At 76.1% G+C, this 23,220-nt stretch carries 22 protein-coding genes; 14 read left to right on the top strand and 8 right to left on the bottom strand.

The annotated features are described in order from the left end of the window. Nucleotides 1-61 precede the first annotated feature (61 nt). The gene (locus HL054_RS07200) at nt 62-445 is read right to left on the bottom strand and encodes a VOC family protein (RefSeq protein ID WP_369138192.1); all 384 of its coding nucleotides are present in this window, start codon (nt 443-445) and stop codon (nt 62-64) included. A 40-nt stretch (nt 446-485) separates the two neighbouring features. Beyond that, the gene (locus HL054_RS07195; RefSeq protein ID WP_369138191.1) at nt 486-1,385 is read right to left on the bottom strand and encodes an AraC family transcriptional regulator; all 900 of its coding nucleotides are present in this window, start codon (nt 1,383-1,385) and stop codon (nt 486-488) included. 279 nt (nt 1,386-1,664) lie between these two features. On the opposite strand from HL054_RS07195, the gene HL054_RS07190 reads away from it, so the two are divergent. From HL054_RS07190 to HL054_RS07165, 6 genes are all read left to right on the top strand, one after another. Continuing rightward, nucleotides 1,665-2,312 (top strand): SDR family NAD(P)-dependent oxidoreductase, encoded by a 648-nt coding sequence (locus tag HL054_RS07190; RefSeq protein WP_369138190.1) that lies wholly within the window; start codon nt 1,665-1,667, stop codon nt 2,310-2,312. Nucleotides 2,313-2,415: 103 nt separating this feature from the next. Further along, entirely contained in the window at nt 2,416-4,041 is a 1,626-nt protein-coding gene (locus tag HL054_RS07185) for an ABC transporter substrate-binding protein (RefSeq protein ID WP_369138189.1), read from the top strand. Beyond that, a complete protein-coding gene (locus HL054_RS07180; RefSeq protein WP_369138188.1) occupies nt 4,038-5,084 on the top strand; it encodes an ABC transporter permease in 1,047 nt (348 codons plus the stop codon). Before HL054_RS07185 ends, HL054_RS07180 begins: the two co-directional genes overlap by 4 nt. Further along, complete coding sequence (locus HL054_RS07175; protein WP_369138187.1) at nt 5,077-5,898, top strand: ABC transporter permease; 822 nt, start codon at nt 5,077-5,079, stop codon at nt 5,896-5,898. Before HL054_RS07180 ends, HL054_RS07175 begins: the two co-directional genes overlap by 8 nt. Continuing rightward, nucleotides 5,895-6,872, top strand: coding sequence for an ABC transporter ATP-binding protein (locus HL054_RS07170; protein ID WP_369138185.1), 978 nt, complete (start codon nt 5,895-5,897; stop codon nt 6,870-6,872). Before HL054_RS07175 ends, HL054_RS07170 begins: the two co-directional genes overlap by 4 nt. Then, complete coding sequence (locus tag HL054_RS07165; protein WP_369138184.1) at nt 6,866-7,555, top strand: ABC transporter ATP-binding protein; 690 nt, start codon at nt 6,866-6,868, stop codon at nt 7,553-7,555. The genes HL054_RS07170 and HL054_RS07165 overlap by 7 nt, the downstream gene beginning before the upstream one ends. A 35-nt stretch (nt 7,556-7,590) precedes the next feature. On the opposite strand, the gene HL054_RS07160 is transcribed toward HL054_RS07165, so the two are convergent. Beyond that, nucleotides 7,591-8,376, bottom strand: a complete 786-nt coding sequence (locus HL054_RS07160; RefSeq protein ID WP_369138183.1) for a hypothetical protein — start codon at nt 8,374-8,376, stop codon at nt 7,591-7,593. Beyond that, nucleotides 8,373-9,284 carry an ABC transporter ATP-binding protein gene (locus HL054_RS07155; protein WP_369138182.1) on the bottom strand — a complete coding sequence of 304 codons (912 nt, stop codon included), beginning with the start codon at nt 9,282-9,284 and terminating at the stop codon, nt 8,373-8,375. Before HL054_RS07155 ends, HL054_RS07160 begins: the two co-directional genes overlap by 4 nt. Nucleotides 9,285-9,433: 149 nt before the next feature. On the opposite strand from HL054_RS07155, the gene HL054_RS07150 reads away from it, so the two are divergent. The 3 genes from HL054_RS07150 to HL054_RS07140 all read left to right on the top strand — a co-directional run bounded on the left by HL054_RS07150 (nt 9,434) and on the right by HL054_RS07140 (nt 12,201). Further along, on the top strand, nt 9,434-10,753 hold the full coding sequence (locus HL054_RS07150) for a sensor histidine kinase (protein WP_369138181.1): 1,320 nt from the start codon (nt 9,434-9,436) through the stop codon (nt 10,751-10,753). Next, complete coding sequence (locus tag HL054_RS07145; protein WP_369138179.1) at nt 10,750-11,421, top strand: response regulator transcription factor; 672 nt, start codon at nt 10,750-10,752, stop codon at nt 11,419-11,421. Before HL054_RS07150 ends, HL054_RS07145 begins: the two co-directional genes overlap by 4 nt. A 72-nt stretch (nt 11,422-11,493) precedes the next feature. After that, complete coding sequence (locus HL054_RS07140) at nt 11,494-12,201, top strand: M50 family metallopeptidase (protein ID WP_369138178.1); 708 nt, start codon at nt 11,494-11,496, stop codon at nt 12,199-12,201. A gap of 73 nt (nt 12,202-12,274) precedes the next feature. Here the strand turns inward: HL054_RS07140 and HL054_RS07135 are convergent, their stop codons facing one another. Further along, nucleotides 12,275-14,647 carry a glycoside hydrolase family 65 protein gene (locus HL054_RS07135; RefSeq protein WP_369138177.1) on the bottom strand — a complete coding sequence of 791 codons (2,373 nt, stop codon included), beginning with the start codon at nt 14,645-14,647 and terminating at the stop codon, nt 12,275-12,277. Then, a complete protein-coding gene (locus tag HL054_RS07130; protein WP_369138175.1) occupies nt 14,644-15,375 on the bottom strand; it encodes an HAD family hydrolase in 732 nt (243 codons plus the stop codon). Before HL054_RS07130 ends, HL054_RS07135 begins: the two co-directional genes overlap by 4 nt. 107 nt (nt 15,376-15,482) lie before the next feature. Here HL054_RS07130 and HL054_RS07125 point away from each other — a divergent pair, with 107 nt between their 5' ends. The 3 genes from HL054_RS07125 to HL054_RS07115 all read left to right on the top strand — a co-directional run bounded on the left by HL054_RS07125 (nt 15,483) and on the right by HL054_RS07115 (nt 17,866). Next, a complete protein-coding gene (locus HL054_RS07125; RefSeq protein ID WP_369138173.1) occupies nt 15,483-15,851 on the top strand; it encodes a YciI family protein in 369 nt (122 codons plus the stop codon). Further along, nucleotides 15,848-17,104, top strand: coding sequence for an RNA polymerase sigma factor (locus HL054_RS07120; protein WP_369138172.1), 1,257 nt, complete (start codon nt 15,848-15,850; stop codon nt 17,102-17,104). The genes HL054_RS07125 and HL054_RS07120 overlap by 4 nt, the downstream gene beginning before the upstream one ends. A gap of 216 nt (nt 17,105-17,320) precedes the next feature. Further along, on the top strand, nt 17,321-17,866 hold the full coding sequence (locus tag HL054_RS07115; protein ID WP_369138171.1) for a YbhB/YbcL family Raf kinase inhibitor-like protein: 546 nt from the start codon (nt 17,321-17,323) through the stop codon (nt 17,864-17,866). 60 nt (nt 17,867-17,926) lie between these two features. On the opposite strand, the gene HL054_RS07110 is transcribed toward HL054_RS07115, so the two are convergent. Continuing rightward, entirely contained in the window at nt 17,927-18,763 is an 837-nt protein-coding gene (locus tag HL054_RS07110) for a GNAT family N-acetyltransferase (RefSeq protein WP_369138170.1), read from the bottom strand. 92 nt (nt 18,764-18,855) lie between these two features. Between HL054_RS07110 and coaA the strand changes: the two genes are divergently transcribed. Both coaA and HL054_RS07100 read left to right on the top strand, forming a co-directional pair. Continuing rightward, nucleotides 18,856-19,818, top strand: a complete 963-nt coding sequence (coaA, locus tag HL054_RS07105) for a type I pantothenate kinase (RefSeq protein WP_369138169.1) — start codon at nt 18,856-18,858, stop codon at nt 19,816-19,818. Between the two features lie 148 nt (nt 19,819-19,966). Next, on the top strand, nt 19,967-20,161 hold the full coding sequence (locus tag HL054_RS07100; RefSeq protein WP_369138168.1) for a DUF5999 family protein: 195 nt from the start codon (nt 19,967-19,969) through the stop codon (nt 20,159-20,161). Nucleotides 20,162-20,177: 16 nt separating this feature from the next. On the opposite strand, the gene gcvP is transcribed toward HL054_RS07100, so the two are convergent. After that, entirely contained in the window at nt 20,178-23,189 is a 3,012-nt protein-coding gene (gene gcvP, locus HL054_RS07095) for an aminomethyl-transferring glycine dehydrogenase (protein WP_369138167.1), read from the bottom strand. Nucleotides 23,190-23,220: the final 31 nt, after the last annotated feature.

Genomic DNA, 23,220 nt, shown 5'->3' with positions numbered 1-23,220 from the left:
CAACTGGTTGTTGCACGTGAAGGTAGCCGGACGCGGACGCCTGACGCAACCCCTGGTTGCGTCAGCCGTCGTCGCGGACGAGGCAGAACGGGTGGCCGGCCGGGTCGAGCAGCACCCGGACGTGCTCCTGCGGCTGGTGGTCGGCGAGCGTGGCGCCCAGCGCGACCGCCTCGGCCACCGCGTCGTCGAGGTCGCCCACCTGGACGTCGAGGTGCATCATCGGCCGCTGCTCCCCCGCGACCGGCGGCCAGACCGGCGGCTGGTGGCCGTCCGCCTGCTGGAACACCACGAACGACGAGCCGCCGGGGGCGGCCAGCACCGTGGTGCCGGTCTCCTCGTGGCCGACCGGCCACTCCAGCAGCGCGGCGTAGAACCGGGCGAGCGCCGCCGGGTCCGGCGCCTCGACCGCCACGCCCCACCACATGCCGGCCCGCCGGGATCGCATCCGCCCACCCTGGCCCGGCCCGGGCGTGCGCGTCCAGGCCTCAGCCGGCCGCCCGGGCCTCGGCGCGCATCCGCAGGGCGTCGCGGCCGGGCGGGAGGCCGAAGAGCCGGCGGTACTCGCGGCTGAACTGGGAGGCGCTCTCGTACCCGACGCTGTGCCCGATGCCGGCGACGTCGGCAGGGTCGGCGAGCAGCCGCAGCCGCGCCTCCTGCAGCCGGATCCGCTTCTGGAACTGGATGGGGCTCATGGCGGTGACCGCGGCGAAGCTGCGGTGGAACGCCGACGGGCTCATCGCCGCGATCGCGGCGAGGTCGTCGACCCGCACCGGCTGCGCGTAGTGCTCGCGCAGCCAGCGGACCGCCCGCCCGACGCTGGACAGGCTGCTGTCGGAGAGGCCGAGCTGGCGGACCGTCTCGCCCTGCGGCCCGGTCATCAGCAGCCACAGCACCTCCCGCTCGAGCATCGGCTGGAGCACCGCCCGGTCGCGGGGCCGGTCGGCCAGCCGCACCATCCGGACGACGGCGTCGACGAGCTCGGCCGGCGCCGTGCTGACCGCCAGCGCGGGGGGCGCCGACGCACCGCGGCCGTGCCGGGCGAAGTCCCGGGCCGAGGGGTGCAGCAGGAGCTCGGCCACCACCGACGGCCGCAGCCGGAGCCCGAAGCCGAGCGCGGGCTCGGCCCGGCTGGCCCGGGTGAACTGACCGGTGACCGGCAGGTCCAGCGAGGCCACCAGGTACTGGCCGGGGCCGTAGCGCAGCTCCCGGTCGCCGAGCACCAGCGTCTTCTCCCCCGCGGCGATGAGCGCGAACACCACCCCGGTCATGGCCGACTCCGGGGCTCCCGGCGACGCCACCCGGGCCACCTGCGCGCCGTCGAACAGGTCGGTGGTGCCCCGGTCGGCGTGCCGGGTCACCAGCCGGGCCAGCTCGCCGAGCGTCATGGCAGGGAGTCAACCAGCTCACGGCGGTCCGGCACCCCTCCCCGGGCAGGATCGTGCACCCACCGGGCAGGTCTCGCCTAGGAGACCCGGCGGTCACCGGGTGGACTGGCTCCTGCGGCGCCCGGTACGGGCAGCGCCCCCCCCCCACCACCTGACCGAGGAGCCCCATGTCCGTCGTCCTGATCACCGGTGCGAGTTCCGGCATCGGCCGCAGCACCGCCGTCGAGGTGGCCCGGCAGGGCGCCGGGGTGCTGCTGACCTACCGCGGCAACCCCCAGGGTGCGGAGGACGACCGTCGCCGCGGTCGAGGCGCTCGGTGGCACGGCGGTCGCCCTCCCCCTCGACACCGGCCGCCTGGAGACCTTCCCGGACTTCGTCGCGCAGGTGGACCGGGCGCTGTCCGACACCTGGCGGACCGGGACGCTGACCGGGCTGGTCAACAACGCCGGCCTCTCCCGCAGCGCGCCGGTCACCGAGACCACCGAGGCGGTGTTCGACGAGCTGCTCGACGCGTTGTTCAAGGGCCCGTACTTCCTCACCCAGGCGCTGCTCCCCCGGCTCGCGGACGGCGGGGCGATCGTCAACGTCGGCAGCACGTCCGCCCACCCCGGCGGCATCTCCAGCGGCTACTCGGTCTACGGGGCGGCCAAGGGTGCGGTCGAGGTGTGGACCCGCTACCTCGCCAAGGAGCTCGGCCCGCGCGGGATCCGGGTGAACTCCGTGGCGCCGGGCCCGACCCGCACCCGCCTCGGGGACGACGGGTTCGACCGGTACCCGGAGCTGGTCGCACCGCTGGCGGCCAGCACCGCGCTCGGCCGGATCGGCGAGGGCGCCGACGTCGGCCGGGTCATCGCCTTCCTGCTGTCCGAGGGCGGGAGCTGGATCACCGGCGAGGACGTCACGGCGTCCGGCGGGTTCGGCCTCTGAGCCCAGGGGGTCGACGGGCAGCTTGTTGCGACTTCGGTGCAACAACTAGGTTGTTGCGAAGTGCTGGCAACAAGCCCACCGCCGTCCGCTGATCGGAGCGCCGTTGCCCTCGCCGTGTGCCCGCCCCGTCGTCCCGGGGCTCGCCCTGGCCGCGCTGGTCGCCCTGACCGCCTGCTCCGCACCCGGCGCCGGCCCGGCGGGGTCGGCTGACCCGTCGCGCCGGCTGGTGCTCGCCGACGCCTACGAGCCCGAGCCGCTCAACCCGGTCGGCGGGCACGGCGAGACCGGCGCCTCGCGGGTCTACGACGGCCTGGTCCGGCTGGCCGGCGGCGACGGCCTGCCCGAGCTGGAGCCGGCCCTGGCGGCCGAGCTGCCCACGCCCGACGCCGACGGCACCACCTGGACGGTCCGGCTGCGCGACGACGTCCGCTTCACCGACGGCACCGCGTTCGGCGCCGAGGACGTCGTGGCCACCTACCGGGCCGTGCTCGACCCGGTCTCGGCCTCCCCCATCGCCACCAGCTACGCGATGGTCAGCGAGGTCAGCGCCCCCGACGAGCACACCGTCCGGTTCCGGCTGGCGTACCCCTACGCGCCGTTCGCCACCAAGCTGCTGCTGGGGATCGCGCCGGCCGAGGCGCTCACGACCCCCGGCCCGGCGGAGGAGAGCCCGCTCAACACCGAGCCCGTCGGCACCGGCCCCTACCTGCTCACCGAGCGGCGCGGCGACCGGACGGTCTTCACCGCCAACCCCGACTACTGGGACGGCGCCCCGCAGGTCGAGGAGCTGGTCGTCGAGCACGTGCCCGACGACAACACCCGCGCGCAGCGGATGGCCGCCGGCGAGTTCGACGGGACGACGCTGCCCCCGCTGCTGGCCGACACGCTCGCCGACGCCGAGGGGCTGACGGTGGTCGGCCACCCCAGCGCCGACACGCGGTCGGTGTCGCTGCCCGCCGGCGACCCGGTGACCGCCGACCCCGCCGTCCGGCTGGCGCTCAACCACGCCGTCGACCGGGCGGCGATGGTCGAGTCGATCCTCGGCGGCCACGGCGTGCCCGCGTACACCCCGGTCCCGGAGGTGCTCGGCGACGCGTTCGAGCCCACGGCCACCTTCGACCACGACCCCGACCGCGCCCGGCAGCTGCTCGACGACGCCGGCTGGGTGCCCGGGGACGACGGCGTCCGGGTGCGGGACGGCGTCCGGGCGGAGTTCACGCTGATGTACTTCCCGGAGGAGACGCTGCGCCGCGACCTGGCGCAGGCCTTCGCCTCCGACGCCCTGCAGGTCGGGGTGGAGGTCGACCTGGAGGCGGTCGACCGGCCGCAGTTCCGCCCGCGCATCCCGGTCGACGCCGGCCTGCTCGGTGGTGGCGACGTGCCCTACGACCCGGACACCCTGCTCTACGCCGGCCTGCACTCGGTCTACACGCAGGACGGCGTGGGCGGTCCGTTCGACAACCCCAGCGACCACGTCGACCCGGCCGTCGACGCCGCCCTGGACGAGGGCCGGCGCAGCGACGACCCGGCGGTCCGGACGGCGGCCTACCGCACCGTGCAGCGCGCGTTCGTCGCCGCACCGCCGGCGGTGGTGCTGGTCTTCCTCGAGCACGTCTACGTGATGCGGGACGGCGACTGGACCGGCACCGAGCCGGTGCTCGAGCCGCACTCCCACGGCGTCAGCTGGGGCCCGTGGTGGAACCTGCGCGAGTGGCGGCTGCCCGGGTGACCACCGCTCCCCCGCTGCTGCGGCCCCCGGCGGGCCCCCGGCCCGCCGCGGCGCCGGCCGGGCGCCCACGCCGGGTCGCCGCCGCGCGGATGGTCGGCCGGCGGCTGCTGGCCGCGGTGCCGGTGGTGCTGGCCGTGTCCCTGGGGGTCTTCGCCGCCGCCGCGGCGTCGCCGTTCGACCCGCTGGCCGGCTACCTGGGCGACCGCTACCTCACCGCCAGCCAGACGACGCAGGACGAGATCGCCGCGCAGCTGGGCACCGACCGCCCCTGGCCGGTGCAGTACCTCGGCTGGCTGGGCGACCTGGCCACCGGCGACCTCGGCACCTCGCGCGCGTTCGGGCAGCCGGTGGCCGACGTGCTCGCCGAACGGCTGCCCTGGACGCTGCTGCTGGTCGCGGTATCGCTGGCGGTGGCCGTCGTCCTCGCCCTGGTGCTGGGCACCTGGACGGCGACCCGGCGCGGCGGGTGGGTCGACCGGCTGGTGACCCCGGGCTGCCTGCTGCTGCAGGGCCTCCCGCCGTTCGTGGTCGCGCTGGGCGCGGTCGCCGTCTTCGGTGTCGGGCTCGCGTGGCTGCCGGTGGCCGGCCTGACCGACGCCGGCGCCGCGCTCTCGGCCGGTCAGGTCGCCCGCCACCTGGTGCTCCCGGCGCTGGTGCTCGCGCTGTCCCAGCTGCCGTGGCTGCTGCTCACCGTGCGGCAGTCGATGCTGCGGTCGCTGGCCGAGGACCACGTGGCCGGCGCCCGCGCCCGCGGGCTGGCCGAGCGGACGGTCGTGCTGCGGCACGCGCTGCCCACCGCGCTGCTGCCGTTCGTCACGCTCCTGGGCGCCCGGCTGCCCGAGCTGGTCGTCGGTGCGGTGCTGGTCGAGGAGGTGTTCAGCTGGCCCGGCCTGGCCCAGGCGGTGGTCACCTCGGCCACCGAGCTGGACTTCGCGCTGCTGGCCTTCCTCACCCTGCTCAGCACGGTCGCGGTCCTGCTCGGCTCGCTGCTGGCCGACGTGGCCACCGTGCTGCTGGACCCCCGGGTGGCCGCGGATGGCTGACCGCCGGCTCGGGGTCGGCCTGGCCGTGCTCGCCGGGCTGACCGCCTACGCGCTGCTGGTGCCCTGGGTGGCCGGCGTGGACGACCGGGTGGCCGACTTCGCCGCGGCCCGGCAGGCACCGTCGGCCACCCACCTGTTCGGCACCGACTCCGCCGGCCGGGACCTGTTCGTGCGCACCGCCGCCGGGCTGCGCGTCTCGCTGCTCGTCGCGACCGTCTGCGCCCTGCTGTCCACCGTCATCGGCGCGGTGGTCGGCGCACTGTCGGCCGTCGCCGGCGGCCGCGTCGACCGGCTGGTGATGCGGGTGGTCGACGGGGTCAACGCGGTGCCGCACCTGCTGCTGGGCATCGTGCTGGTGGCGCTGTTCCGGGGCAGCCTGGTCGCGATCATCGCCTCCATCGCACTCACCCACTGGACCCAGGTGGCCAGGATCGTCCGGTCGGAGGTGCTCTCGCTGCGCGACCGGCCGCTCGTCGACGCCGCGGTGCTCGGCGGGGCCGCCCGCTGGCGGGTCGTGCACCGGCACCTGCTCCCCGCCGCCCTGCCCCAGGCGCTGGTGGCGGCGGTGCTGCTGCTGCCGCACGCGGTCTGGCACGAGTCGACGCTGAGCTTCCTCGGTCTCGGCCTGCCGCCGCACCGCGCCAGCCTGGGCACGCTGCTGGAGGAGGCGCGCAGCTCGCTGCTGCTGGGCGGCTGGTGGACCCTGGTGTTCCCGGCGCTGGGCCTGGTGCTGGCCACCCTGGCGGCGGCCGCGGTGGGCGCCGCGCTCCGCGACCGGGTCGCGCTGCCGCGCCGCACGGAGGTGCGCCGGTGACCCCGGCCCTGTCGGTGCGCGACCTGAGTGTCCGGTTCCCGCTGGCTCCCCGGCGCAGGCGCGGCCCGACCCCCGTGGTGCACGCTGCCACCGACGTCTCCTTCGACCTGCACGCGGGCCGGGTGCTGGCGCTGGTCGGCGAGAGCGGCTGCGGCAAGTCGGTGCTCGCCTCGGCGCTGGTGCGGCTGCTGCCCGGCACGGCGGCCGTCCGCGGCTCGGCCGTGCTGGCCGACGGCACCGACCTGCTCGGTGCCGACGAGCGGGTGCTCGCCCGGCAGGTGCGCGGACGACGGGTCGCGCTGGTGCCGCAGTCGGCGGCGACCTCGCTCACCCCGGTGCGCACCGCCCGCAGCCAGCTGGAGGAGACGGTGCGGGAGCTGGTGCCCGGCGCCGACCCGCGGGCCCGGGCCGACGGCCTGGCAGAGCGGGTCGGGCTGGCCGCCCGCGACCTGGACCGCCACCCCCACGAGCTGTCCGGCGGGATGGCCCAGCGGGTGGTGACGGCCCTCGCGCTGGCTGGCGACCCGGAGGTCGTGCTGGCCGACGAGCCGACCGCCGGGCTGGACCGGCCGCTGGTCGACCGGACGCTGAGGCTGCTGCGCCACGCCGCCGACGCCGGTTGCGCCGTCCTGCTCATCACCCACGACCTCGGTGCGCTGCTCCGGACGCCAGGGGTCGCCGACGACCTCGCCGTCATGTACGCCAGCCGGCTGCTGGAGACCGGCCCCGCCGGTGCGGTGCTCGCCGACCCGGCGCACGACTACACCCGGGACCTGCTCGGCGCGCTGCCCGCGGGCGGCCTGGTGCCGATCCCGGGCAGCCCGCCGGAGCTGACCGACCTGCCCCCGGGCTGCGCCTACCACCGGCGCCGACCGGCCGCCGGCCCGTGCGACGGCGGGCGGTGGCACGCCGGCGGCGGCCGCGCCACCCGCTGCCGCCCGCTGCCCACCGGGGACGGGGGCGGCCGGTGCTGACCGCGCGCGGTGTCGTCGTCGGGCACCGGCCGGGCGAGCCGGTGCTGCACGGGGTGGACCTGGACGTCGCGCCCGGCGAGGTGGTGGGGCTGGCCGGTCCGAGCGGCAGCGGCAAGTCGACGCTGGCCCGGGTGCTCGCCCTGCTGACGGCCCCGTGGGAGGGCACCGTCACCGTCGACGGGGCCGCAGCCCCGGGGGTGCGCCACCGGGTGCCGGCGCCGCTGCGCACGAGGGTCGGCATGGTGTTCCAGTCGCCCCGGCTGTCGGCCGACCCGCGGCTGACGCTGGCGGCGGTGGTCGCCGAGCCGCTGCGGGTGCGGGGCACGCCGACCGCCGGCCGGGCCGGTGCACCTGCGCGGGAGCACCGGGTGCGGGAGTTGGCCGAGCGGGTCGGGCTGACCGGTGACCTGCTCGCCCGCCGTCCGCACGAGGTGAGCGACGGCCAGCTGCAGCGGGCCTGCCTCGCCCGGGCGCTGGCGCAGCGGCCGCGCTACCTGCTCTGCGACGAGATGACCGCGATGCTGGACGCCTCCACCGCGGCGGCCCTGGTCGCCACCGTCGCCGAGGCCGTCACCGCCGGCGAGCTCGGGGTGCTGGCGGTCAGCCACGACGAGGACCTGCTCGCGGTGTGGGCCGACCGGACCGTCCGGCTGGCGGGCGCCACGGACGGCCACCGGGGCTGACCTCCCGACGGGAGGTCAGCCCCGGCAGGGACCGGTCAGGCGATCTCGGACCGCTCGATCCGCAGCCACCCGATCACCATCGGCAGCACGATCCACAGCGCCGCCGAGGTGGCCAGCTGCGCCCAGCCCTGCCCGTCGAGCTCGCCCTCGAACATCGGCTGCGTCACGGTGCCCAGGTCCAGCCAGTCCCGCACCCAGTCCAGCGCGCTGACCAGGTTGACCACGATGGTGAACACCGTCGGCAGCACGAAGTAGGTGACGATCGCCAGCGGCGAGCTGAGCAGCAGCATGCCGAAGGCGACGCCGGACAGCACGTACACCACCTGCACGAGGAGCACCTGCCCGGCCTGGGCGGCCGACAGCGACCAGTCCATCGGCTGGTCGGTGAACACCGGGGTGAGGACCGTGGCCAGGCCGGAGGCGACCGCGGCCGCCAGCACGCCCAGCACGCCCAGCACCGCGGCGGCCAGCACCTTGGCGGTCAGCACCCGCGACCGCCGGGGCACCAGGGTGAACGTCGTCATCGCGGTGCGCTGGGACCACTCGCTGGTGACCAGCAGGATGCCGAGCACCGGCAGCAGGATGCCCACCGGCAACTGGGTGAAGGAGAAGTAGTCGGCGAAGGTCTTCGGCGCGTCGTCGACGAACAGCGAGATGGCGACGACGGCCAGCGCGGCGAGCCCGATGGTGACCAGCAGCCACCGCCCGGCCCGGGTGTCGTAGGACTTCCGCAGCTCCACCCGGACCAGCGTGAGCAGGCTGGGCGGGGTGACCCCGGTGACGGGGCGCGGCTGGTCCACGGGGAGGGTCGAGGTGCTCATGCCAGCACCTCCTGGACCTGCTGGCCGGTGCCGGCGGAGCCGGTGAGGGACCGGAAGAGCTCCTCGAGCCCCTCTCCCCCGGCGGGTCGCAGTTCGGTGAGCACGACGCCGGCCGCGGCCACCGCCTGCCCGACGGCGAGCGCCTCGGCGTCGGCGAGGAGCGCGTCCTCCGGGCCCGGCGAGACCGGGATGCCGGCAGCGTCCAGGGCCCGGTGCAGGAGGGCGCGGTCCGGGCCGCGGACGAGCGTGCCCCGTCCGGCGAGCAGCTCCTGCTTGCTGCCCTGCGCCACGATCCGGCCACCGGCGATGACGACCAGCTGGTCGGCCACCGCCTCGATCTCGTGCAGCAGGTGCGAGGAGAGCAGCACCGTGCCGCCCCGGTCGGCGAAGCCGCGCAGCAGCCCGCGCATCCAGAAGATGCCCTCCGGGTCCAGCCCGTTGGCCGGCTCGTCGAGCACCAGCACCTGCGGGTCGCCGAGCAGCGCGGTGGCCAGGCCCAGCCGTTGCCGCATGCCCAGGGAGTAGTTGCCCAGCCGCTTGGCCGCGGGGCGGCCGGCCAGGCCGACCAGGGTCAGCACGTCGTCCACGCGCTGCGGGCCGACCCCGAGCACCATGGCGGACAGGCTGAGCACCTCCCGGCCGGTGCGGCCGGCGTGCTGGGCGCCGGCGTCGAGCAGCACGCCGACCTGACGGCCGGCGTTGGGCAGGTCGGTGTACCGCCGGCCGGCGATGGTGGCCGTGCCGCTGGTCGGGGTGGCCAGCCCGACGAGGGACCGCAGCGTCGTGGACTTGCCGGCACCGTTGGGGCCCAGGAAGCCGGTGACCGTGCCCGGCTGGCAGCTGAAGGAGACGTCGGAGACGGCGACCTGCGCGCCGTACCGTTTGGTGAGGTGATCGATCGTGATCATGGGGTGAGCCTGGCCCACCCGGCCGGTCACGCGCATCGGCCGGGAGTAGTACATCGGGACGGCGACCGGGCCGGAAGACGCACCCCGGTCGGGCAGGTACCTACCTCGGTCGGTTCCGGTGGACCGCCGCCGTCCGTAGCCTCCGGGGGGTGACCGTGACCGCCGGAGCGGCGTCCGCCCCGGACCCCGTCGTCGACCACCCCTCCCTGGTCCCGGCCCAGCTGCTCGCCGACCCGGGGGCGCCCCCGGAGCGCGGCCCGGACGGCGCGGGCAGCACGGGCGGACGGCGCCGGGTGCACCGTTCGGTCCGCGACTGGGCCGTCGACGTCCTCTGCTTCGTGGTGGCCGTCCTGGGCGGCGCGGTGCTCGTCTACTCCGCAGCGAGCGGGAGCGAGCCGGCGCCCGACTGGCTGGTGCTCGCCGACGTCGTCGCCGGCCTGGCCGGCTGCCTGCTGCTGTGGGGCCGACGCCGCTGGCCGGTCGCCGTCGCCGTGCTGATGCTCCCCATCGGCGCCTTCTCCGACATGGTCGGCGTGGCGGCCATGATCGCGCTGTTCACCGTCGCGGTGCACCGCCGGCTGCCCACGCTGCTGGTGCTGTCCGCGCTCAACCTGGCCGGCTACGCCGTCTACACGGTCGTGCGGCCGACGCACGACGTGCCGTACTCGGTCGTGCTGGGCTTCGGCGTGGTGCTGGTCTCGGGGGTCGCCGCCTGGGGCATGTTCGTGCGCGCCCGCCGGCAGCTGGTGCTGTCGCTGCGCGACCGGGCGGTGCGCGCGGAGAGCGAGCAGCTGCTGCGGGTCGAGCAGGCCCGGCACCTCGAGCGGACCCGGATCGCCCGGGAGATGCACGACGTGCTGGCCCACCGGCTCTCGCTGCTGAGCATGCACGCCGGGGCCCTGGAGTTCCGCCCGGACGCCTCCCCCGCCGAGGTCGCGCAGGCCGCCGGTGTCGTGCGGGCCAGCGCCCGGCAGGCGCTGGAGGACCTCCGCGAGGTGATCGGCGTGCTCCGCGAGGGCCCGGACGGCGGCTCGGCCACCCGGCCCCAGCCCACCCTCGCCGACCTCCCCGCGCTGGTCGAGGAGTGCCGGCGGGCCGGCGTGCGGGTGCGCGCCGAGTACCGGGTGCCCGACCTCGGTTCCGCTCCCCCGGCCACCGGCCGCGCCGCCTACCGCGTCGTCCAGGAGGCGCTGACCAACGTGCGCAAGCACGCCCCGGGCACCGTGGCCTCGGTGCGGGTGGAGGGCGGCCCGGGCACCGGGCTGGCCGTCGAGGTCCGCAACCCCTCCCCGGCCGGCACGGAGCTGCAGGCGCCGCTGCCCAGTGCCGGCACGGGCCTGGTCGGTCTGCTCGAGCGGATCAGCCTGGCCGCCGGGCACCTGGAGCACGGCTGGACGCCGGACGGCGAGTTCCGGCTGCTGGCCACGCTGCCCTGGCCGGCCGGACCCGCCGCGCCGGACCGGCCGTGAGGGAGCCGGTGCGGGTGCTCGTCGTCGACGACGACCCGCTGGTCCGCGCGGCGCTGGCGATGGTGCTCGGCGGCGCCGAGGGGCTCGAGCTCGCCGGGGAGGCGACCGACGGCGACGAGGTGGCCGGCGCGGTCGAGCGGTGCGCGCCCGACGTCGTGCTGATGGACATCCGGATGCCGCGCACCGACGGCCTGACCGCCACCGAGCAGCTGCTGGCCCGCCGGGACGCCCCCGAGGTGATCGTGCTGACCACCTTCGACGCCGACGACCAGGTGCTGCGGGCGCTGCGGGCGGGCGCGAGCGGTTTCCTGGTCAAGGACACCCCGCCGGCGGCGATCGTCGAGGCGGTGCGCCGGGTCGCGGCCGGTGAGCCGATGCTCTCCCCCACCGTCACCCGGCAGCTGATCGCGCACGTGGCCGCCGCGGCACCGGCCGGGTCGGGCGACGGCCGCGCCGACCGCGCCCGGGCCCGGCTCGCCCAGCTCAGCGACCGCGAGCAGGAGGTGGCGCTGGCGGTGGGCCGCGGGCTGTCCAACGCGCAGATCGGCAGCGAGCTGTTCCTCAGCGTGCCCACCGTCAAGGCGCACGTGTCCCGGCTGCTGGTGAAGCTGGACGTGGCCAACCGGGTGCAGGTCGCGCTGCTGGTGCACGACGCCGAGCTCGTCTGACGGCAGAGGAAGGGCCGTCCCCGCCCGCGCGGCGTGGGGCCGCCGCACAGCCGGGCTGGCGATGATCGCGGGATGGAGGTCCTCGAGCGGTCCTGGTCGCGTGTCTCGGCCACCTCTCCCCCGCTGCCGGGCTGGCTGCTGGCGCTGAGCGCGGCGCTGGCGCTGCTGCTGGTCGCCTCGCCCGCGGTGTGGCAGCGGGCCCGGCACGCGGTGACCATCGCGCACGAGGGGTCGCACGGGCTGGCGGCCCTGGTCACCGGACGGCGGCTGTCGGGCATCCGGCTGCACTCGGACACCTCGGGCGTCACCGTCTCCGCCGGCCGCCCGTCCGGGGCCGGCATGGTGCTCACCCTCGCCGCGGGCTACACCGGGCCCGGGCTGTTCGGGCTGGGGGCGGCCGCGCTGCTGGCGGCCGGCTACGCCGTCGGGCTGCTGTGGGCGCTGCTGGGGCTGCTGGCGCTGCTGCTGGTGCAGATCCGCAACTGGTACGGGCTGTGGTCGGTGCTGGTGACCGGCACGCTGGTGCTGGCCGCCACCTGGTGGCTGCCGGCCGAGGGGCAGGCCGCCTTCGCGCACGCGGTCACCTGGTTCCTGCTGCTGGCGGCGCCGCGCACCGTCCTGGAGCTGCAGGCCACCCGCCGCCGGGGCCGGGGTGCGCCCGACTCCGACGCCGACCAGCTGGCCCGGCTCACCCACCTGCCCGGCCTGCTGTGGGTCGGCGTCTTCCTCCTCGTCGACGCCGGCGCCCTCCTCCTCGGCACCTGGTGGCTCGTGCGCTGAGCGGTGCCCGTCGGCCGTCGGCCCCGTCCAGAGGCTCGTCCCGAGCTTGCGAGGGATGAGGGGGACGGGGTCCTTAATCGCTGGTCGGCCGGTTCCGCCGGCGCGGGGCGGCGTGCGGGGGCTGCCGCACCGGCTCCACCGGTGGCGCAGCCGGGATCTCCAGCTCCGTGGGCTCGTGCGAGACGGTGAACAGCTTCCCGTGGTGGCCGATCTCGAGCGGCTCGTCGCCGTAGACCAGCCGGTAGGTGGCCCGCTGCCCGGTCACCGTCACCGCCAGGCACCGGCCGCGGAAGACCACCCGGAACGCCAGCCGGCGGACCCGGGGCGGCAGCCGCGGCGCGAAGGTCAGCTGCCCGCCGTGGTCGCGCATGCCGCCGAACCCGGCGACGGCGACCGTCCAGCCTCCGGCCAGCGAGGCGATGTGCAGCCCGTGCCCGCTGTTGCCGTGCAGGTTCTGCAGGTCGGTCAGCGCCGCCTCGCCCCAGTAGTCGTGGGCCAGCTGCAGGTGCCCGGTCTCGGCCGCCACCACCGCCTGCTGGGCCGCCGACAGCGAGGAGTCCCGCACCGTCCGGGCCTCGTAGTAGGCGAAGTCGGCGATCTTCTGCTCGGGGGTGAACGCGTCACCGCGCAGGTGCAGCGCCATCACCAGGTCGGCCTGCTTGACCACCTGCTTGCGGTAGATGTCGAAGTACGGGAAGTGCAGCAGCAGCGGGTACTTGTCCGGGTCGGTGCCGGCGAAGTCCCACTCCTCGTGGTGGGTGAACCCCTCGGACTGCTCGTGCACGCCCAGCACCTCGTTGAACGGGATGCGCATGGCGTCGGCCGCCCGGGTCCACAGCTCGACCTCGTCCCGGCTGACCAGCAGCCGGCCCGCCGTCTCCGGCTGGCGGTCGACCGCGGCGACGGCCTCGCGCAGGTTCCGCTGCGCCATCAGGTTCGTGTAGACGTTGTTGTCCACGATCGCGTCGTACTCGTCGGGGCCGGTGACGCCGTCGATCCGGAACCCGCGGCCGTCGTCGAAGTGGCCCAGCGAGGCCCACAGCCGGGCCGTCTCGACCAGCAGCTCGGTGCCGTAGTCGCGGTCGAACTCCTGGTCCTCGGTGGCTGCCACGTACCGGGACACCGCGTCGGCGATGTCGGCGTTGATGTGGAAGGCCGCCGTCCCGGCCGGCCAGTAGCCCGAGGTCTCCTCGCCGCGGATGGTGCGCCACGGGAAGGCCGCGCCGTCGTGGCCGAGCACCCGGGCCCGCTCGCGGGCGAGGTCCAGGGTGGAGTGCCGCCAGAGCAGCGCGTCCCGGGCCGCGGCCGGCACGGTGTAGGTGAGCACCGGCAGCACGTAGGTCTCGGTGTCCCAGAAGGTGTGCCCGTCGTAGCCGTCGCCGGTGAGCCCCTTGGCCGGGATCGGCTGCCGCTCGGCGCGCAGCCCCGCCTGCAGGACGTGGAACATGCCCACCCGCACGGCCTGCTGCAGCTCGTCGTCGCCCTCGATCTCGACGTCGGCCTCGTCCCAGTGGCGGTCCAGCAGCTCGCGCTGCTCGCGGACCAGCCGGGTCCAGCCGGCCAGCTTGGCGGTGGCCAGGGCACCCTCGACCTGGTCGCGGACGGCCGCCGCGGACCGCCGGCTCGACCAGCCGTAGGCCAGGTACTTCACCAGCCGCACCTTGGACCCGGCCGGCAGCCGGGCGGCCAGGGTGTAGCGCGCCAGGTCCGGCGAGGTCTCCAGGTCCTCGCTGGCGGAGTCGGGGACGTCGACCTCGTGGTCCATGCCCGCGGCCATCCGCAGCCGGCTCCGCTTGGTCTGGTGCACCAGCACGGCGTGCCGGCCGCGGCCCACGTGCAGGTCGGAGGCGAGCGGGCGGTTCATCGCCGAGGCGGCCCGCGGGTCGTCGGTCGCGGCGGTGTTGCGCACCTCGTTGGCCAGCAGGTCCGACTGCAGGGCGATGTAGAGGTCGCCCTGGTCGTCGGTGCACTCGACCTGGTACTCGATCGCGGCGATGGACCGGCGGGTGAGCGAGACGAGCCGGGTGCTGGTGACCTTGACCTGGCGGCCGCTGGGCGAGCGCCACTCGGTGCTCCGGCGCAGCAGCCCGTTGCGCAGGTCCAGGGTGCGGCGGTGCGAGATGATGTCGCCGTACTGGAGGTCCAGCGGGGTGTCGCCGACCAGCAGCCGGACCAGCTTGCCGTCGGTCACGTTCACCACGGTCTGGCCCTGCTCCGGGAAGCCGTAGCCGGCCTCGGCGTAGGGCAGCGGCCGCTCCTCGAAGAAGCCGTTGAGGTAGGTGCCCGGGACGACGACCGGCTCCCCCTCGTCCAGCGTGCCGCGCATGCCGATGTGCCCGTTGGCCAGCGCGAAGACCGACTCGTTGACCCCGAGGGCGGCCAGGTCGATGCCGACCTCGGTCAGCGACCACGGCTCGACCAGGAAGTGCGCGCGCCCCTCCGTCACCGGTCGTCCCCGAGCAGCTCGTCGAGGTCCTGCACGACGACGTCCGCGCCGTGCTCGCGCAGCTGGTCGGCCTGGCCGACCCGGTCGACGCCGACGACGAGGCCGAAGTCCCCGGCCCGCCCGGCCGCCACGCCGGCCAGCGCGTCCTCGTACACCGCGCAGTGCGCCGGCTCCACGCCCAGCGCCCGAGCACCTGCCAGGAAGCCGTCGGGCGCGGGCTTGCCGCGCAGCCCGTCGCGCTTGGCCACCACCCCGTCCACGCGGGCGTCGATGAGGTCGGCGAAGCCACCGGCGGCCACGACCTGCTCCCCGTTGGCCGAGGCGGTCACCACCGCGGTGGCCAGGCCGGCGTCCCGCGCCGCGCGCAGGTACCGCATCGACCCCTCGTAGACCTGCACCCCGTGCTCGTCGAGCTCGCGCAGCAGCAGCTCGTTCTTGCGGGTGGCCACGCCGCGCACCGTGGCGGCGTCGGCCGGGTCGCCGTCGGTGCCCTCGGGCAGGGTGATCTGCCGGCTGGCCAGGAAGTCGCGGACGCCGTCCTCGCGCGGCTTGCCGTCGACGAACCGGTTGTAGTCGTCCTGGCTGAACTCGGCCGCGGCGGGGTCGTGCCCGCGCAGGAACTCGTCGAAGGTGCGCTTCCAGGCGGCCTGGTGCACCTTCGCGGTCTGCGTCAACACCCCGTCGAGGTCGAACAGGCAGGCCCTGATGTCGTCGGGGAGTCCCAGCACACCGCCACGCTACGGGGAGATGATCGCCGCGACCTGTCGAATCCGCCCGGGTCGCACGTCGGAGTGGTGTCCACCGGGACGGCCGGTGGCGAGCGAGGAGGCAGACCGTGCCGCAGTACCTGTTCATGCTCTACGACCGCGAGGACCTCTACGCCGAGGGCGGCGAGGAGCTGTTCGAGACGACGATGCAGGCCCACCGCGTCTTCACCGCCGCGGTGGAGGCCGCCGACGGTGCCCGGGTGCTCGGCGGGGAGGCGCTGCGGGACCAGGCCACCGCGACCACCGTCCGGCGCGACCCCGCCGGCGAGCCGCTGGTCACCGACGGCCCGTTCCTGGAGGCCAAGGAGGCCTTCGGCGGGTACTACCTGATCGAGGCCCGCGACCTGGACCAGGCGCTGGACCTGGCGAAGCAGTGCCCGGTGCTGGCCGGCGGGGTCGAGGTGCGGCCGGTCTGGGATATGGGCGAGGAAGGGTGACCCCCGCCGGGGACGCCGTCGCCACTGCTGTCGAGGCCGCGCACCGGGAGCACTGGCCGGTGCTGTTGGCCACCACGGTGCGGCTGCTGCGCGACCTGGACGCGGCCGAGGACTGCGTGCAGGACGCGTTCGCCGCCGCGGTGCGCACCTGGCGCAGCGACGGCGTCCCCGGCAACCCCGCCGCCTGGCTGACCACCGCGACCCGCCACCGGGCGCTGGACCGGCTGCGCCGCTCGGCGACGGAGCGCCGGGCGCTCCCGGGGCTGATCGCCGAGACCGAACGGGTGACCCGGGACGGCCCCGGCCGGGCGCCGCGGGACGACGCCAGGGACGACGGCGAGGACCTGCTCCGGCTGGTGCTGCTGTGCGCCCACCCCGCGCTGGCCGCGGAGTCCCGGGTGGCGCTGACGCTGCGCGCGGTCTGCGGGGTGCCGACCGCGGCGGTCGCCCGGGCGATGCTGGTCAGCGAGCCGACCCTGGCCGCCCGGCTGACCCGGGCCAAGAAGAAGATCGCCGCCGCCGGCATCCCGCTGCGGCTGCCGGCGGCCGCGGACCGGGCCCGCCGGGTGGCCGGCGCCCTGGACGTCGTCCACCTGGTGCTCACCTGCGCCCACGACGACCCGGCCGCCGACGACGGGCTGGCCGCCCGGGCCGTGCTGCTCGCCCGGGCGCTGGTGCGGGTCGCGCCCGGGGAGACCGAGGCCCGGGGTCTGCTCGCCCTCGCGCTGCTGACCGGCGCGCGGGCACCGGCCCGCCGGGACGACGCCGGCGCGGTGGTGCTGCTGGCCGAGCAGGACCGCTCGCGCTGGGACGCGGCGGCGGTCGCCGAGGGGCTCGCCCTGGTGCGCGGCCTCCTCCCCCACCCCGCCGGCCGGTTCACCCTGCAGGCCGCGATCGCCGCCGAGCACGCCCGGGCCGCCACCGCCGCGGACACCGACTGGCGGCAGGTGCTGCGGCTCTACGACGCGCTGCTGGCCGAGTGGCCGACCCCGGTGGTGGCGCTCAACCGCGCCGTCGCGCTGGCCGAGGTGGACGGCCCCTCGGCGGCGCTGCAGGCACTGCGCGCGGTGGCCGACGACCCGGTGCTGGCCCGGTACCCGTGGCTGCCGGCCACCCGGGCGGAGCTGCACCGCCGGTCCGGGCGCCCGCTGGCCGCCGCCGACGAGTACCGGGCCGCGCTGGCCCTGCCGGTCTCCCCCGCCGACGCGGCGTTCCTGCGGGCCCGGCTGGCCGCGGTCACCGGTGGCGGCTGACCGGGGCCATTGCTGCGTCGTGGTCGGCGTCCGGGTCGGGAGGGACGCCGGGTGGCCGGGGACGACGGGCTCGACATCGCGCGCGGTGTTGGGGATAACGGTAGTTGGTGGCGGGCGCGTCGGGCACCGGCGCGCGGACCTGCCTAGGGTCGGCAGCAGCCGCGGCACCTGCCGCACCCCGGTGTCGCCGGGGCCCCACGACCGAGAGGACCCGGCATGGCCGACCGGCCCACCGTGCCCGACCCCTACGACTTCCTCCCCCAGGTGCCCTCGTTCGAGGTCACCAGCACCGACATCAGCTCCGGCGAGGCCCTCACCACGCCGCAGGTCAGCGGGATCCTGGGGGCCGGTGGCGACGACGTCTCACCGCAGCTGTCCTGGTCCGGCTTCCCGGACGGGACCCGGGGCTTCGCGGTCACCGTCTACGACCCCGACGCCCCGACCGGCAGCGGCTTCTGGCACTGGGCGGTCGCCGGCATCCCCGCCTCGGTGACCGAGCTGCCCACGGGCGCCGGCGACGAGCAGGGGTCCGGGCTCCCGGACGGCGCGGTCCAGCTGCGCAACGACGCCGGGCTGGCCCGGTACGTGGGCGCGGCGCCGCCGGCCGGTCACGGCGCCCACCACTACCACGTGGTGGTGCACGCGCTGGACACCGACGACCTGGGCGTCCCGGCCGAGGCGACCCCGGCCTACCTCGGGTTCAACCTGTTCAGCCACACCCTCGCCCGCGGCCGGATCGTCGCGACGTACGAGGTCGGCTGACCGTCCCGCGCTGACCGTCCCGCGCTGACCGGCCCGCCGGGCTCCGCCGAGGAGCGGAGCTCAGTGGGTCGGGCGCTCGGCCAGGCAGCTGGTGGCCACCCAGGCGAAGCCGGCCCGCTCGTACACCCGGGCGACGTCGTCGTCACCCGCGGCGAGGAACACCAGGTCGGCGGTCTGCCGGGCGTGCTCGACCAGCGCCGAGGTCAGCCCGGCGCCCAGGCCGCGGCCGCGGAAGCGGGGCAGCGTGGCCACCCCGACGACCTCGCTGACCTCCGTGCCGTCGACGTCCACCGGCTGGTGGGAGCCGATCGCCACCGGCTGGCCGTCGTCGACGGCGACCATCATGACCGTGCGCCCGGTCGCCACCCGCTCCCGCAGCACCTCGGTGGGCGGCAGCTCGGTCGGCCCGGGGTCGTCCAGCGCCACGTCCGGGACGCCGCGGCCGGCGCCGGCCGGCACCGCGACGGCCGGTCGCGGGTTCGCGAACGCCAGCTCGGCCAGCCGCTGGTAGAGGCCGAGCCGCGGGTCGTCGGCGCCGACCAGGTAGAGCCGGACCTCCGCGGGCAGCAGCACCTCGACCGGGTCGTCGGCGACCAGCAGGGGCAGCTCGTCGACGACGAGCCCGGCCTGCCGCGCGACCTGGGCCAGGCCGCGGCAGTGGTCGCCGAGCCACTCCAGGGCGACCGGCAGCCCGGCCTGCTCCTGCAGCGCGATGGCCGCCCGCACGTCGGCGAGGGAGACCTCGGCCTCCCGGCCGGGCTCCGGGCGGGCCGGGTAGGGCCACTCCGCCGAGCCGATCGGCACCCGCAGCGGCCCGGCGGTGTGCACCCGGGCGTCCGCCAGCGGCGCGAGGGTGAAGTAGCGCTCGATCCGGTCGAGCAGCCGGGGCGCGGACACGCCCAGGACCCTAGACGCCCCCGTGCCCGCGGTGACCGCCGCGCGCCCGCCGGACCACCCGGTCGGGGGGCTCCGGGGGCCCGACCGGCACGATGGGCGCCGTGACGGTCGGTCAACGCGCGCAGGTCTCGCCCTTCACGGCGTTCGACCGGGAGTCCTGGCGCGCCCTGGCAGCGGGCTCGGAGCTGCCGCTGGACGCCGCCGACGTCCGGGCGCTGGCCAGCCTCGGCGACCGGATCGACCTGGACGAGGTCGCCACCGTCTACCTGCCGCTGGCCCGGCTGCTGCACCTGCACGTCACCGCCAGCCGCCGGTTGTGGGCCGCGCAGACCCAGTTCCTGGGCGCCCGCACCGAGAAGGTGCCGTTCGTGATCGCGGTCGCCGGCAGCGTCGCGGTCGGCAAGAGCACCACCGCCCGGCTGCTGCAGGCCCTGCTGGCCGCGGCCCCGGACACCCCGCGGGTCGACCTGGTGACCACCGACGGGTTCCTGCTGCCCAACGCCGTCCTGGAGGCGCGCGGCCTGCTGGGCCGCAAGGGCTTCCCGGAGAGCTACGACCGGCGCGCCCTGCTGCGCTTCCTGGCCGACGTCAAGAGCGGCCGGCCGGCGGTCAGCGCCCCGCTGTACTCGCACCTGTCCTATGACGTGCTGCCCGGCGAGCGGCAGCTCGTCGACTCCCCGGACGTCCTGGTGCTCGAGGGCCTCAACGTGCTGCAGGCCGGTGGCCGACCGGACGGCCGGGTGCCGGAGGTGTTCCTGTCGGACTTCTTCGACTTCTCCGTCTACGTCGACGCCACCGAGCAGGACATCTCGCGGTGGTACGTCGAGCGCTTCCTCGCGCTGCGCCGCACCGCGTTCTCCGACACCGCGGCGTACTTCCACCGGTTCGCCGACCTGACCGACGACGAGGCGACGACGACCGCGCGGGGCATCTGGACGGCGGTCAACGAGCCGAACCTGCGCCTGAACATCGCCCCGACCCGCTCCCGGGCGCGGCTGGTGCTGCAGAAGGCCGCCGACCACTCGGTCCGCCGGGTGCTGCTCCGCAAGCTCTGAGCCGGCGGACACACTCTGCCAACCCCGGCGGGTGACCTCGTCAGCTCGCGCCCGGTGCACCGGACGTGACCGCGCGCACACTCGGTCCACCGCACGGATGCGGCCCGACCCGTCCCCGCTCGCCGGGGCCGACCAGGAGTTGACCAGGATGTGTGCTCACCTGCTGCCCTGTCCCACCGCGGACACCGACGACCGTGTCCTCGCCGTCCCGGTGAGCCGGCACCCCGAGCAGGGCTGGACCCTGCTCTGCAACGGGGTGGTCCTCTTCGACGACGACGGTGAACTGCTCCCCGACGGGCAGGTCGTGCTGAGCCGCCCCTGGACGCTGGCGGTCTCCGCCTAGGACCTCGGCGGGCGCGCTACTGCGCGCCCACCACGTCCCGCGTCGTCCCGAGGTCGTCCGGCGCGCCCTGCGCGCGGGTCGGCTGGGCCGGCACCGGCGGGCGCGCCTCGTGCTGCTCCTCGAACGCCTCCGGGGACGGGCAGGAGCAGACCAGGTTGCGGTCGCCGTAGGCGCCGTCGATCCGCCGGACCGGGGCCAGGTAGCCGCGGCCGTGCAGCCGCGCCACCGGGTACACCGCGACGTCGCGCGGGTAGGGGTGGTCCCACTCCCCCGCCAGCATCTCCAGCGTGTGCGGGGCGTTGCGCAGCGGGTTGTCGGTGGCGTCGTACTCCCCGGTGGCGACCTTCTCGACCTCCTCGCGGATCGCCACCATCGCCTCGACGAACCGGTCGAGCTCGGCCTTGTCCTCGCTCTCGGTCGGCTCCACCATCAGCGTGCCGGCGACCGGGAAGCTCATCGTCGGGGCGTGGAAGCCCAGGTCGATCAGCCGCTTGGCGATGTCGTCGTTGGTGATGCCGGTGGCCTTGGTCAGCGGCCGGATGTCGAGGATGCACTCGTGCGCCACCAGGCCGGTGGCGCCGGTGTAGAGCACCGGGTAGTGCGGGCGCAGCCGCTCGGCCAGGTAGTTGGCGGCCAGGATGGCGTGCTCGGTGGCCCGCAGCAGGCCGTCGGGGCCCATCAGCCGCAGGTAGGCCCAGGAGATCGGCAGGATGCCGGCGGAGCCGAACGGGGCGCCGGAGACCGCCGGGCCCTGCCCGCCGGTCTCCACCAGCGGGTGGCCGGGCAGGAACGGCACCAGGTGCTCCCGGACGCCGATCGGGCCGACGCCGGGACCGCCGCCACCGTGCGGGATGCAGAAGGTCTTGTGCAGGTTGAGGTGGCTGACGTCGGAGCCGAACCGGCCCGGCCGGGCCAGGCCGACCAGCGCGTTGAGGTTGGCGCCGTCGACGTAGACCTGGCCGCCGGCGTCGTGCACCGCGGCGCAGATCTCCTGCACCTCGACCTCGAACACCCCGTGCGTCGACGGGTAGGTGATCATGATCGCGGCGAGCCGGTCGGCGTGCGCGTCCACCTTCGCCCGCAGGTCGGCGAGGTCGACGTTGCCGGCGTCGTCGCAGGCCACCACCACCACGCGCATGCCGGCCATGACCGCGCTGGCGGCGTTGGTGCCGTGCGCGGACGACGGGATCAGGCAGACGTCGCGGCGGTCCTCCCCGCGGCTGCGGTGGTACCCGCGGATGGCCAGCAGCCCGGCGAACTCCCCCTGCGACCCGGCGTTGGGCTGCACGCTGACCGCCGCGTAGCCGGTGACCTCGGCCAGCCCCGCGCACAGCTCGTCGATCAGCTGCCGGTAGCCGCGGGCCTGCTCGGCCGGGGCGAAGGGGTGCAGCCCGGCGAACTCCGGCCAGGTGACGGCGGCCATCTCGGTGGCGGCGTTGAGCTTCATCGTGCACGAGCCGAGCGGGATCATCGTGCGGTCCAGCGCCAGGTCCTTGTCCGACAGCCGCCGCAGGTAGCGCAGCATCGCCGTCTCCGAGCGGTGCTCGGCGAAGACCGGGTGGGTGAGGAACGGCGTGCGCCGGCGCAGGGCGGGCGGCAGGGCGTCGGCGCCGGCGTCGTCCAGCGCCGCGTCGTCCGGGGTGACGCCGAACGCCTCGGCCACCAGCCGCAGGACGGCGGGGGTGGTGGTCTCGTCGCAGGCGACCGCCACCGTGTCGGCGTCCACCAGCCGCAGGTTCACCCGGCGCGCCGCGGCGGCGGCCACCACCTCGGCGGCCCGGCCGGGCACCGCGACCGACAGCGTGTCGAAGAAGTGCTCGTGCACCAGCTGCAGGCCGCCGGCGCGCAGCCAGCCGGCCAGCGCCTGCGCGCTGCGGTGCACCCGGGCGGCGATGGCGGTGAGCCCCTCGGGGCCGTGGTAGACCGCGTAGGCGCCGGCCATCACGGCCAGCAGCACCTGCGCGGTGCAGATGTTGCTGGTCGCCTTCTCCCGGCGGATGTGCTGCTCGCGGGTCTGCAGCGCCAGCCGGTAGGCGACGGCGCCGTCGGCGTCGACCGAGACGCCGACCAGCCGGCCGGGCAGCTGGCGGGCCAGCCCCTCGCGCACCGACAGGTAGCCGGCGTGCGGACCGCCGTAGCCCAGCGGGACGCCGAAGCGCTGGGTGGTGCCGCAGGCGACGTCGGCGCCCCACTCCCCCGGCGCCTCCAGCAGGGTGAGCGCGAGCAGGTCCGCGGCGACCACGACCGATGCCCCGGCCTCGTGCGCGACCGCGGCCAGCGCCCGGTGGTCGCGGACCGCGCCCCCGGCGCCCGGGAGGGCCAGCAGCACGCCGAAGGCGCCGGCCGCCGGCAGGTCGGTGGGCCAGCCGGCGGAGAGGTCGGCGACGTGCAGGCCGATGCCCAGCGGCTCGGCGCGGGTGCGCAGCACGGCGAGGGTCTGCGGCAGGGTGTCGGCGTCGACGACGAAGACCGCGTCAGCCTTCGCCCGGCCCGCGCGGCGGACCAGGGTCATCGCCTCGGCGGCGGCGGTGGCCTCGTCGAGCATGGAGGCCCCGGCGACCGGCAGCCCGGTGAGATCGGCGACCGTCGTCTGGAAGTTGATCAGCGCCTCGAGCCGGCCCTGGCTGATCTCGGGCTGGTAGGGCGTGTAGGCGGTGTACCAGGCCGGGTTCTCCAGGATGTTCCGCTGGATGACCGCCGGGGTGACCGTGCCGCTGTAGCCCAGGCCGATCATCGAGGTGAACACCTCGTTGGCCGCGGCGCGCTCGCGCAGCTCGGCCAGCACGGTGGCCTCGTCGGCGGCGGCGGGCAGGTCCAGCGGGGTGCGGTCGCGAACGCCCTCGGGGACGCAGGCGTCGGCCAGCGAGGCCAGCGAGGGGTGCCCCACCACCTCGAGCATGGCCGCGGTCTCACCGCCCCGCGGCCCGATGTGCCGGCCGGCGAAGGACCCGGCGGTGGAGAGGTCGGACAGGGACGGCAGCGCCCCGGTCAGGACGGGGGAACCAGCGCCAGGGAGTCGATCGGCCACTGCATCGACGCTACCAGCGCCGCAAGGGCCG

Origin of the sequence: Modestobacter versicolor (assembly GCF_041028285.1) — a bacterium.
Taxonomy (GTDB): domain Bacteria; phylum Actinomycetota; class Actinomycetes; order Mycobacteriales; family Geodermatophilaceae; genus Modestobacter; species Modestobacter versicolor_A.
The sequence above is the reverse complement of the archived record's forward strand: the minus strand, read 5'-3'. Positions and strand labels throughout refer to the sequence as shown.

Coding starts and splice junctions, on each gene's coding strand:
- HL054_RS07200 (WP_369138192.1), bottom strand. CDS start 445: ATGCGATCCCGGCGGGCCGGCATGTGGTGGGGCGTGGCGGTCGAGGCG.
- HL054_RS07195 (WP_369138191.1), bottom strand. CDS start 1,385: ATGACGCTCGGCGAGCTGGCCCGGCTGGTGACCCGGCACGCCGACCGG.
- HL054_RS07175 (WP_369138187.1), top strand. CDS start 5,077: ATGGCTGACCGCCGGCTCGGGGTCGGCCTGGCCGTGCTCGCCGGGCTG.
- HL054_RS07160 (WP_369138183.1), bottom strand. CDS start 8,376: ATGAGCACCTCGACCCTCCCCGTGGACCAGCCGCGCCCCGTCACCGGG.
- HL054_RS07155 (WP_369138182.1), bottom strand. CDS start 9,284: ATGATCACGATCGATCACCTCACCAAACGGTACGGCGCGCAGGTCGCC.
- HL054_RS07140 (WP_369138178.1), top strand. CDS start 11,494: ATGGAGGTCCTCGAGCGGTCCTGGTCGCGTGTCTCGGCCACCTCTCCC.
- HL054_RS07115 (WP_369138171.1), top strand. CDS start 17,321: ATGGCCGACCGGCCCACCGTGCCCGACCCCTACGACTTCCTCCCCCAG.
- coaA (WP_369138169.1), top strand. CDS start 18,856: ATGGGCGCCGTGACGGTCGGTCAACGCGCGCAGGTCTCGCCCTTCACG.
- HL054_RS07100 (WP_369138168.1), top strand. CDS start 19,967: ATGTGTGCTCACCTGCTGCCCTGTCCCACCGCGGACACCGACGACCGT.